Origin of the sequence: Acinetobacter sp. R933-2, assembly GCF_030325485.1 — a bacterium.
GTDB lineage: Bacteria > Pseudomonadota > Gammaproteobacteria > Pseudomonadales > Moraxellaceae > Acinetobacter > Acinetobacter sichuanensis.
The window spans coordinates 46,283-56,795 of the sequence record NZ_JACAIJ010000017.1 but is presented as its reverse complement, the minus strand read 5'-3'; the positions used below and the strand labels follow the sequence as shown (position 1 = coordinate 56,795).

Below are 10,513 nucleotides of genomic sequence, written 5' to 3'. Positions count from 1 at the left end.
TGGCGGTAATAATGACACTTGAATTAGACTCGAATGAATTTAAGATTCGATTGAAAGAAGTTAGAAAGATACGAAAGCTGACACAGCAAGAACTCGCTGAAAAAACGGGAATACCCGTAACCTCTATTGCGCATTTTGAGTCGGGCTCACGTAAACCTTCTTTAGAAAATTTTTATAAGCTCATTGTCGTACTTAATATATCAGCCGATTACATTTTAGGACGGAGTGAAGAGATGAGTGCATTAGGTGTTGATCCTATTATGAGCACTTTGCAAAAATTACCTGAGGTTGAGCGAAGAATGATTGAGAAATTTATTGTTTCTTTAGATCATAACTAGAGTCGACCCTGCATATAGAATCTGAAGACTAGAAAATTAAAAAACCACCTAACGTGGTTTTTTTAAGGATCAAAATAGCTTTTTCCTCGTGAAGTACTTTATTTAAAGTAAATTTAAATCTTGGTTTTATAAAATCACCTCTCTAACCTTGCTCCATTATCTAAACGTTCCTATATAAACCACTTTATTTTTTATTACTAACAGAAGATCTATTATTTTTCTGTATTTCATACCAATTGAACACCTCCATATAATCAAAGTAGTTATGCGCTTTTTCACCATCTGACAGCTTAAAAGGTCTTGGAAAATCGGGATTCTTTGCGATCAAAAAGTTTAGTCCCGTCCTCGATAATCCTAATTTTTTGGCTACATCATTAAACTTTAAAGCGAACGGTTCACTTGCTTGAATTACAGTTGATTGTGGTATATTCATTTCCAACATAAGTATTTTTTCAAAAAAAGAAAAAATCATAGCAAACTAAAAAAAATATTTTTCCAACCGTCTCGATTCGTTCAATTTTGCTCAAAAATCAGAATGAAATTCATTTATGCACCACTGAAAAATCTCATCAACATCAAAGTACATCACTGCTTGTCGAGTCTCTCGATCTCTCATGGGTTTTGGAAAATTAGGAAAGGCATTTAGAAGTTTGATGAGTTGCTGACGATTAATTTCTAAAATTTCACATACTAAACTACTTGCTTGAACAACGCCATACATTTTCTTCACGAAGTTTGATTAAAGTTGGATTTATGTTCCTATGGGGATTTAGTAAAGGTTTCATAAAGTTATTACACCTATCAAAACCAATTAATATACACACATTAGAAAAATGACATCTTCAACCGTCCTATTTGGCAAAAAAAAAAGCCGAAAATAACGTTTCGGCTTCTAAAATTATAACAAGAACACGCTAATCAAATATTCTTTCGCCGCAGATCGAATCCAAGTGGTCAGCCCAAAATTGCATAATATCCACCCTTTCCCTTAAGTGAGCACCTTTATCATAGGCACCCTTCACACCTGACTTTTGATGAGACAATGCTGATTCAATCACTTGCTCTTTGTCGCTAAAAACATCATTCAAATAGGTACTCGCAATGTGGCGAAATCCATGAGGATCTTGCTTCCCCGCATACCCCATTCGTTTCAATGCTGAATTGAAGGTCACGTCAGATATAAATTTTTCATTTGAATTACTTCTTGATGGAAACAAATATTCATTACCATCCCCTGAAATCTCTTTTAATCGAAGCAATAATTTAATTGCTTGCTTCGGTAACGGTATCGCATGAGCTATTCTCCTTTTCATAATATCTGCAGGTCTAAGCCATACGCTTGTTTCAAAATCAAATTGATCCCAACGTGCGGCTCTTAACTCACCAGGCCTAGGAAATAGCACTACTAGCAATTCGAGTCCAATACTAGTAGTTTCAGAGCGATAATTACGGATTGCATTAACAAGGTCTGGAAGTTCATCCATTACGACATGTTTCATTGAACCTGCAGTATGATTTGCTAGGCCTTTTCGTACTCTTGCAAGAGGGTTGTAGCTGATTAAATTATCATCAATTGCATAATCATACGCATTACGACAATACGAAATTAATTTTTCAAGACGATTAAATATCCCTTCATTTAATTGTTTTTTTCTGAAAAATTCTTTCCACTCAGACGCAGAAATTTCTTTAGATAGACGTTGACCAAATACTGGCAATATATGCCTTTCTATAGACTGATATTCTTTCTTAAAAGTTTTATCAGTCCATACACCTTTTTTCGTATTCATCCATTTAATCAGTAAATTACCAAACAACATATTCTCTTGTTGTTTCGCCTCCAATAACTTCTCATTTTTAGTTTTTAAAATAATTTCACCATTTTGATATTTAATCGCCAATGATCGTGCTTCTTTGACTGAGATTACGGGGTAACTTCCTAACCCAAGCCATGTCCACTTACCAACTGTACTCTTAAATCTTAACTGCCATGACTTTTTACCTGTTACACCAACTTTTAAATACAGACCTGAAATATCGGAAACTCTGTACTCAGATTCTTGTGCTTTTAACACTGCATATTGGGTATCTGTGAGTAATTTAGATTTAGCCATAAAATTTTGATTTTCCTAGATTAAACTAGGCTCCTGTATCCTGAGTTCTATTTTTTATACAGGATACAAGCCAGGATACAAATAGGGTGTTTTTATACGAGTACACCTGAGTATTCTTAAGACATTAAAAAAACCCTTAACTCTTTTAGAATTAAGGGTTTAAGTATGTATTTTACTATATAAACACATGAATTTGGTGGGCCCAGACAGACTTGAACTGTCGACCAACGGATTATGAGTCCGTTTATGCACAACCAAAATACCAACAAGATATAAAAATAAAACATATATTATCATACACTTATAATTTATATAAAGTTTATTATTCACTCTTTTTGTTGCTTAATATATATTGATTTTTCGTACTATTTGCTTACCAACTGCTTACTAGAATGAAATTAACAAAACCTACCATTGATAAAATTGATTGCTCAGATAAGACTAAACCAACTTTTTTTGGGATGAGAGAACACCTGGATTTGGTGTCAAAGTTACACCTAAAAATAATAAAAGCTACATTTTCCAAGGTCGTATTGGTCTTCAAAACCGTCGTATCAAAATCGGTGATGTTGATATATGGAAACTAGACGATGCTCGTAAGGTCATATAAAACGTTAGCTATTTGGGCTCAAATCAATGAAGGATCATTAGCACAAATATCAGGTCATAAACCAAGTGCATTAGTTGAAAGGCACTACATCGTACGACCTATGGATATACTCCGAGAAACACTACAAGAATATGAGGATTGGATCTTAAGCTGTGTTAGAGATGGCGTCGATTGAACTCAAAAGCTAAACCAATAATTTTAAATATAAATTTTAATATTGGAAAAAATTTGCACCCACTTTTTACCCAAATTAGATTTAGTGCATTGAATCCTAAAACTAATTTTGTTCAAAGCCGCTTTAGGATTTGAACTTGGGTACTGAGTTTAACACATGTAAATTTGATACAAAATGAAAATGAAATGTTATATCATTACTTTTTTATATTTCTTTTTTTCATGTATCATTCAATAGTAAAAACTTTAGGAACAAGGTTATGTTTGAAAATATTGATGCTTTAAAAACAAAATTAGATCAGCATCGCCCTCTTTCCCCTGCAATTGTAAAAAATCTACAAGAAGATCTTATTATTCGCTGGACATACCATTCAAATGCAATTGAAGGCAATACTCTGACATTGCTAGAAACAAAAGTTGTTTTGGAAGGTATAACAGTTGGTGGCAAAGCATTACGAGAACATTTCGAGGCAATCAACCATAGAAATGCTATCTACTACGTTGAAGACATTATTCGAAAAGAAGAACCTTTTTCTGAATGGCAGATTCGAAATATCCACCAGCTCATTCTAAAAAATATTGATGATGACAATGCAGGACGTTATCGCCAACAAAACGTATTGATTTCAGGTGCTACGACTACCCCACCTGACTATACATTATTGAATGACAAGATGGCTCAGCTCATTGATTGGTACAATTCGGAGGCATATAAGCTACACCCTATTGAACGTGCAGCTAAAGTGCATGCAGATTTTGTTGGCATTCATCCATTTATTGATGGCAATGGACGTACATCACGTCTCTTGATGAACCTTGAGTTACTTAAAGCTGGATATCCTCCTTGCGTTATTACAGTCGAAAATCGCTTAGCCTACTATGAAGCATTAGATCAATGGATGGCTTATGGCAAAACTGAAGCCTTTATTAAATTGGTTTCTGAAGCTGTACTAGAAGGATTTAAACCATATCAGGTTGTTTTAGGGATATAATTAGCTTGTACAAAGTATCAAGCACTTAGATTTAAACAAATATTTATATTCAGCAAAAAGTGTCTAAATATGGGTGACTATTCAAAATTAATTAACCAGTCACTGCTTCTATAGCTAAATACCAAATAAAATATCACAATACTTTTTGAATAATTCATCAATATCTTTGATTCGAAATTTATTTCTTATCGACTTTACTCGTGACCACATTTTTTCTATTGGATTTAAGTCCGGGCTATATTTAGGAAGCCACACAATGTAATGGCCTGCACAGCGTACCAATTCCTGAAGTGAGGCTATAGTAGATTAGCTTTGTGATAATCTACTACAGCCCCTTTAAATATTGTCTTTCAATTTTTGAAAAGGAAATATCAGAAATATTCTTGTTTAGAATCGCATCATTACAGATTTCAATTCTGTGTAATCATCTATATAGGCATCTGAAAATTCACGGCCGATCCCTGAAGCTTTCATTCCGCCAAAAGGCACAGCTGGATCAAGGAAAGTATGCATATTAACCCAAACACTACACGCTTCTATTTTTGGGATTAAACGGAACACTTTACTCATATCATTTGACCATACACTGGCAGCCAAGCCAAATCTTGAGTCATTCATCATCGTCAGTAAGTCATCTTCATCATCAAAAGATATCACTGAAATCACAGGTCCAAATGTTTCTTCAATGAACAGAGTATCATTAACATCATCGACTTTAATCAATGCAGGTTTGACAAAATATCCAGTGCCTTCAATATGTTCACCACCGCTAAGAATCTGACCTTTTTCACGTGCCAAATTCAAATAATGTTGTACTTTATCGTAGTGTATTTTATTTGAAAGTGGGCCGAAAATATTAGATGCATCTAATGGTGAACCCATTGGCATACTTTCTAACACTGCTGATGCTTTTGTAACAAACTCTTCATATTTAGATTGATGAACAAAAATGCGCTCAGGTGCTGCACATACTTGTCCTTGATGGACAAAAGTAGACTGAATAAGTACAGGCAAAATTTCATCAATATTGACATCTGAAAGTAATGCCGCTGCATTTTTCCCACCTAGCTCCAAGCTGACGCGTTTCAGGTCATTTTGCATAGCTTGTTGACCAATACGAATACCTGTAGGCACAGAACCGGTAAATGAAACCTTTTTAATGAAAGGTGAATCAATTAAATACTGACCTGTTTTACCCAAGCCCGTTACCACGTTAATCACACCTTCAGGGATACCGGCTTCAATAGCGAGTTCTGCTAAACGCAACAAAGATAGCGATGTAAATTCACTTGGTTTCACCACAATAGTACAACCCGTGGATAAAGCTGAACCTATTTTCCATGCGCCAATCATCAGGCTAAAATTCCATGGCACAATCCCTGCAACCACACCAACAGGTTGACGCACGGTAAAAGCCGTATATTGTTCACCCTGCATAGATGGCAGTGAAGGCTGAATCGTTTTGCCCTCGATTTTGGTTGCACAACTGGCGAAATGGCGTAAAAACACGGCTGTTTGCGCAACTTCCAAGTGGCGTGCGATGATAATGAGTTTGCCTGAACTCAGAGTTTCGAGTTGTGCCAATTCATCAGCATTTGCTTCAACCAAATCTGCTAATTTATTCAGTTTTAAACTGCGTTCATAAGGCGTAATTTTAGACCAGACATTTTTAAAGCTTTCATGTGCACTTTGCGCTGCTAAAGACACACTTGTTTCTGATGCATCTGCAACTGTAGCAATACATTCTTCTGTAGCAGGATTAAGAATGTCGATACGTGCTTCTTGTTCATCAAGATAGCTTTTCCCTGCAATAAAATGTCCGTGTTGACGTTTCAGAAACGCTGTAACTTCATTTAAAATTTCTACTTGGCTCATATTTTCAATCTTCTTAAATTTGATTTAGAGTTAACTCAATACTTTTAAAATTAATGTCTTACAGCATTTAAAATAAAGTCAGCCCCACGTTCACCAATCATAATTGCCACCGCATTCGTATTGCCGCTTGGAACTTGCGGACAAATAGAACAATCCACCACACGTAAATTATTGAAACCGTGCACTTTCAATTCCTGATTGACTACAGCATCTTTCGGGTCATTCCCCATCTTGCAACTGCCCACAGGGTGATAAACAGTTTTAATGTTTTGACGCATCCATTGATCAATCGCTTTACTGTCATCTAGATCGATATTGGCTGGCTCAATGACGTCTTTAACAATATTTTTTAATGCGGGTTGTTGTAGTAAACGAAGACCTGCTTGTACTGCACGAATATTGGCTGAGATATCATCTTCATGCCCTAAATAATTAGGGTCAATAACTGGAAATTCACTTGGATTGGCACTACTCAAGCGTACTGTACCTCGTGCTTTCGGTTGAAGATGTCCCACTTTGATGGTTAAACCATGTTCGGCCGCAGCGGCTTTCTCGCCTGGTGTATTGTCAAAGTTATCCAGTACCGGTAAGAAGTGGAATTGAACATCGGGGCGACCAAAATTAGAGGTATCAATAAAGCCAGCACCTTCTAAAATATTGCTAGTGAGCAAACCACTGCGGGTAAAGTGCCATTGCAAGCCATGTTTAATCGCTTTAAGGCCTTTATCTTCACCCAAAATACTGTTTCCAGTCGTAATTGTTGCATTCACAGACATATGTAAATGATCATGGAAATTCTCACCTACAGGGAGTTCCTGAATACATTCAATACCGACTTCATCCAGATGTTGCTTAGGACCAATGCCTGATAAAAGCAATACTTTAGGGCTACCAATCGCACCGGCAGAAACAATCACTTCTTTACGCACTTTTACGGTTTGTACATCTTTACCTTCCTGGCTAAACTGCACCGCGGTCGCTGTGCCATTTTGTCTTTCAATTTTATGCACGAGCGCTTGTGTGAGTAGGGTTAATTCAGGTCGGTTGATGACTGATTTTAGGAAGGTTTTGGACGTACTTGCACGTTCACCATTTTTAGTCGTGGTTTGATAAAAACCCACACCTTCTTGATCATGGCCATTGATGTCGTTGATATACTTCATGCCCATTTCTTGATCTGCACGAATACATGCTAAGGTCAGTGGGTGACGGAAACGGCTCTCACTGACAGGTAAGATGCCTGCTTGCCCATGGTATTGATCACCTAAAGCTTCATTGGCTTCAGATTTTTTAAAATAAGGTAAAACCTGTTGATAATCCCAAGCATCACAGCCCCATTCAGATACTGAACCGTACCGGGTTTGTCGGAGACTTTTTTATTTAAGTTAGGCCACCTGACCTAACGGGTTAATCTTATCATAGTACATTGCTTCAAACTCAAAAGGCGATACATAACCCAGTGCACTGTGTACACGCTTTTTATTGAACCAATCTACCCAGTTTAGTGTCGCAAGTTGTACATCTGCTAAACCTTGCCAATCTGCTTTTAGATATTCAATCACCTCTGTTTTGTATAAGCCATTCACCGTTTCAGCCAGAGCATTATCGTATGAATCACCAGTTGTACCGACTGATGCTCGTAAATTTGCAGCTTCTAAACGATTGGTATAGCGAATAGAAAGATATTGAACACCTCTATCGGAATCATGAATCACATTCTTTGGCATGCCTCGATCATGCAATGCTTGCTCAAGTGCATCGAGTACCATATCTGTATTCATCCGTGTAGATACTTTCCATCCAACAATTGCTCGTGAGAACACATCAATAATAAAGGCGGTATAGACCCAGCCTGAATTTGTTTGAATATAGGTAAAGTCAGCAACCCACAAGTGATTAGGCTGATCAGCTCTAAAATTCCGTTTCACCAAGTCAGGTGCTCGTTTTTGGTCATCTCGGCTACGGGTGGTTTGTTTATTCTTACCTCGCCAAACACCTTGTATACCTAGCTTTTTCATTAATCGAGCAACAGTACAGCGTGCAATAATATAGCCTTCACGTTTCAGTTTTTGCCAGACTTTACGTACACCATACCGACCTGAACTTTCCTTCCAAATTCGTTTAATCTCCTCAGCATGATGCAAGTCATGTAAATCTCGCTTTGCTCGATGTTCTGGATTTTCGCAGAGATCTAGAGTCCGGTAATAGGTTGAAGGTGCGATCGGTAAAATTCTACAAATCGCCTCGACTCCGTACAGCTCTTTATTATTATGGATAAAATCCACCATTATTTGTGTGGGCGGTCGAGCTCCGCCTGGGCGAAAAAAGCGGCTGCTTTACGTAGAATTTCATTGGCACGCTTTAATTCTTTAATTTCACGTTCCATTTGCTTCATTTTTTCTTGATCAGATATCTGTTGTACTTTAATAGGATTTTGCTGATCTAAATGCTTTTGATGCCAGGCACGAAGTGTTTCAGGAGTACAACCAATCTTAGGCGCAATTGCTGTGATTGCAGCCCAAGTAGAAGGATAATCTTTTTCAGATTCAATCAATAATTGAACCGCTCTTTCTCTGATTTCAGGGGTATATTTTAATTTTGTCATCGGGATAGTCTCTCAGAATATTGACTCTCCGACAAACCCGGTACGGTTCATTATCAGGCAATCCATATCTACGGTAAGATCAATTTTTTTACCAGTAATAAGACCAAACTGGCGGCTGTTGGCATGTTAACCAAGCAAAGTGAGCAAAAGGCAAATGGTGCATCAGGTTGGAAAATGTCAGATGCTCCAATAGACTATCTTATGGAAGAACTAGCAGGGATTATTGTTTTTGAAATAACAATTTCCCGAATTATCGCTAAGTCTAAATTGAGCCAGAACCGAGACTCGAGAGACTTCAATTCAGTTGTTAAAGAGTTACAGGCTAGAGGTGAACATGGAGTTGCGGAGAGTATGTTAAGGTTGGATAGAGGTCAAGGTTAATCATTTTAGGTTAAAAATTTGAAGATTGTCCCTAGTAGAAGAATAGTTGTTGTACTTAATTCCGCTATGATCAATGCCACCATCATAAAGGTCATGCACCAGCTAGGAAGTGTCCAGTATCCAAGTTGGTGAGGCTGTTTAAACTGATTGGTAGTATCTTGGAGCAGCCCATGCAGAATATAAGATAAAATGGCAAAGGTAAAAAAGAACAAATTCGCTAGTACACAAAGTAAGGCTACAGGATTGGATAACACGGTAAAATGGCTGAGTGTTGCCAAGATTAAGCTTGCGGCTACATACAGTAAACTACTACGATGGGCAAGACATAATAATGTGCTCTTGCACGTTCAGTATGTCTAATCTGATAATATTTCCAGACACCTGTAAGCATGCCAATCCATAGAAAAATACCACTAAATACAATCGCCCACTGTGTTGCAACAGTTAAAGTATACATTTCATTCCCTGCAAAATGAATTTGAATCACTACTACCTAGACAAGGAAAAATCTTGACTAGGTAGCAATATATTGTCTCAATTTAAGTTGCCATTGCCAGTTTCATTAATGACTTCAATTGGTTCACTTCAGATGGATTGGCCTTCTGTAACGGCTTTCTTGGATCACCCACATTAAAGCCCAATTCATTTAAACCTGCTTTTACCGTTTTTGGTAAACCGCCCTGAACAATAAAGCGTAACAATGGGAGTTGTTTGTAAAATAGCCTTTGAGCTTGGGCAAGATCACCAGTTTTTGCTGCCCAATACAACTGATTTGGCAATTTACCTAACAGATTTGGGGCAACTGTACACCAACCACTTGCACCTGCACAAAATGCCTCTAATGCCAACGGATTACAGCCATTATAAAATGGTAGTCTACCTTCTGTAAGTTCATGGAATTTATGCATACGTTGAATATCACCTGTACTATCTTTGACCATACAAATATTCTCAATTTCTTGAAACATCTTGGCAATTAATTCTGGTGACATATCTACGCCACTGGTGGCAGGATTGTTATAAATCATAATTGGCAGTTTGGTGGCTGCTGCAATTTGCTGATAATAATCATAAATTTCTTGATCTGTCAGTTTCCAATACGAAATTGGCATGACCATGATCACATCTGCACCCAATTCTTCAGCCTTTTCTGCTTTCTGAATTGCCATTGTGGTGGTGAGTTCGGAAATCCCTAAAATTACAGGTACACGATGATTGACCACTTCAATACTTTTTTCGGCAACCTGTTGCCATTCCTGCCAAGACAGATAAGCACTTTCACCAGCACTACCTAAAGGTGCAATCGCATCACATTGATGTTCCAGTAGAGCATTTAGGGTAATGGTCAGGGCATCGAAATCGATTTCCTGACTCTCAGCTTTAAAGGGAGTTATTGGGTAAGCAATGATGCCTTCTAATTTCAT

At 37.4% G+C, this 10,513-nt stretch carries 8 protein-coding genes, 4 pseudogenes and 1 other annotated feature; of the genes and pseudogenes, 4 read left to right on the top strand and 8 right to left on the bottom strand.

Annotated features, from left to right (window positions below; translation table 11 throughout):
• Positions 1-11 precede the first annotated feature (11 nt).
• A complete protein-coding gene (locus tag HX005_RS16585; protein WP_086044662.1) occupies positions 12-338 on the top strand; it encodes a helix-turn-helix domain-containing protein in 327 nt (108 codons plus the stop codon).
• A 184-nt stretch (positions 339-522) separates the two neighbouring features.
• On the opposite strand, the gene HX005_RS16580 is transcribed toward HX005_RS16585, so the two are convergent.
• Together HX005_RS16580 and HX005_RS16575 are read right to left on the bottom strand one after the other, a co-directional pair.
• On the bottom strand, positions 523-771 hold the full coding sequence (locus HX005_RS16580) for an AlpA family phage regulatory protein (RefSeq protein ID WP_071851805.1): 249 nt from the start codon (positions 769-771) through the stop codon (positions 523-525).
• A gap of 481 nt (positions 772-1,252) precedes the next feature.
• The gene (locus tag HX005_RS16575) at positions 1,253-2,452 is read right to left on the bottom strand and encodes a tyrosine-type recombinase/integrase (RefSeq protein WP_286378198.1); all 1,200 of its coding nucleotides are present in this window, start codon (positions 2,450-2,452) and stop codon (positions 1,253-1,255) included.
• Between the two features lie 392 nt (positions 2,453-2,844).
• On the opposite strand from HX005_RS16575, the pseudogene HX005_RS19700 reads away from it, so the two are divergent.
• A pseudogene (locus HX005_RS19700) lies at positions 2,845-3,053 on the top strand (Arm DNA-binding domain-containing protein); the annotation flags it as partial.
• Positions 3,054-3,496: 443 nt separating this feature from the next.
• Positions 3,497-4,228: a Fic family protein gene (locus HX005_RS16565; RefSeq protein ID WP_286378197.1), complete on the top strand. Its 732-nt coding sequence runs from the start codon at positions 3,497-3,499 to the stop codon at positions 4,226-4,228.
• 114 nt (positions 4,229-4,342) lie between these two features.
• On the opposite strand, the gene HX005_RS19645 is transcribed toward HX005_RS16565, so the two are convergent.
• The 4 genes and pseudogenes from HX005_RS19645 to HX005_RS16550 all read right to left on the bottom strand — a co-directional run bounded on the left by HX005_RS19645 (position 4,343) and on the right by HX005_RS16550 (position 8,708).
• Entirely contained in the window at positions 4,343-4,528 is a 186-nt protein-coding gene (locus tag HX005_RS19645; protein WP_353622001.1) for a transposase, read from the bottom strand.
• Between the two features lie 87 nt (positions 4,529-4,615).
• The gene (locus HX005_RS16560; RefSeq protein WP_286378196.1) at positions 4,616-6,103 is read right to left on the bottom strand and encodes an aldehyde dehydrogenase family protein; all 1,488 of its coding nucleotides are present in this window, start codon (positions 6,101-6,103) and stop codon (positions 4,616-4,618) included.
• Positions 6,104-6,153: 50 nt separating this feature from the next.
• Positions 6,154-7,446: pseudogene (locus HX005_RS16555) on the bottom strand (GMC family oxidoreductase); the annotation flags it as partial.
• A 42-nt stretch (positions 7,447-7,488) separates the two neighbouring features.
• A protein-coding gene (locus tag HX005_RS16550) for an IS3 family transposase (RefSeq protein WP_286378195.1) occupies positions 7,489-8,708 on the bottom strand; the annotation gives its coding sequence in 2 pieces (ribosomal slippage) (positions 7,489-8,432 and positions 8,432-8,708; 1,221 coding nt in all).
• Positions 8,317-8,433 (bottom strand) — a sequence feature (AL1L pseudoknot). It overlaps the preceding gene by 117 nt.
• A gap of 54 nt (positions 8,709-8,762) precedes the next feature.
• Here HX005_RS16550 and HX005_RS16545 point away from each other — a divergent pair.
• Positions 8,763-9,089: pseudogene (locus HX005_RS16545) on the top strand (FMN-binding negative transcriptional regulator); the annotation flags it as partial.
• A 5-nt stretch (positions 9,090-9,094) separates the two neighbouring features.
• Here HX005_RS16545 and HX005_RS16540 read toward each other — a convergent pair.
• A pseudogene (locus HX005_RS16540) lies at positions 9,095-9,546 on the bottom strand (hypothetical protein).
• An 82-nt stretch (positions 9,547-9,628) separates the two neighbouring features.
• Positions 9,629-10,513, bottom strand: coding sequence for a dihydrodipicolinate synthase family protein (locus HX005_RS16535; protein WP_286378194.1), 885 nt, complete (start codon positions 10,511-10,513; stop codon positions 9,629-9,631).

Bases quoted from the DNA above. Each gene is read 5' to 3' on its own strand.
- HX005_RS16535 (WP_286378194.1), bottom strand. From the start codon at position 10,513: ATGAAATTAGAAGGCATCATTGCTTACCCAATAACTCCCTTTAAAGCT.
- HX005_RS16565 (WP_286378197.1), top strand. From the start codon at position 3,497: ATGTTTGAAAATATTGATGCTTTAAAAACAAAATTAGATCAGCATCGC.
- HX005_RS16580 (WP_071851805.1), bottom strand. From the start codon at position 771: ATGAATATACCACAATCAACTGTAATTCAAGCAAGTGAACCGTTCGCT.
- HX005_RS16575 (WP_286378198.1), bottom strand. From the start codon at position 2,452: ATGGCTAAATCTAAATTACTCACAGATACCCAATATGCAGTGTTAAAA.
- HX005_RS16585 (WP_086044662.1), top strand. From the start codon at position 12: ATGACACTTGAATTAGACTCGAATGAATTTAAGATTCGATTGAAAGAA.
- HX005_RS16560 (WP_286378196.1), bottom strand. From the start codon at position 6,103: ATGAGCCAAGTAGAAATTTTAAATGAAGTTACAGCGTTTCTGAAACGT.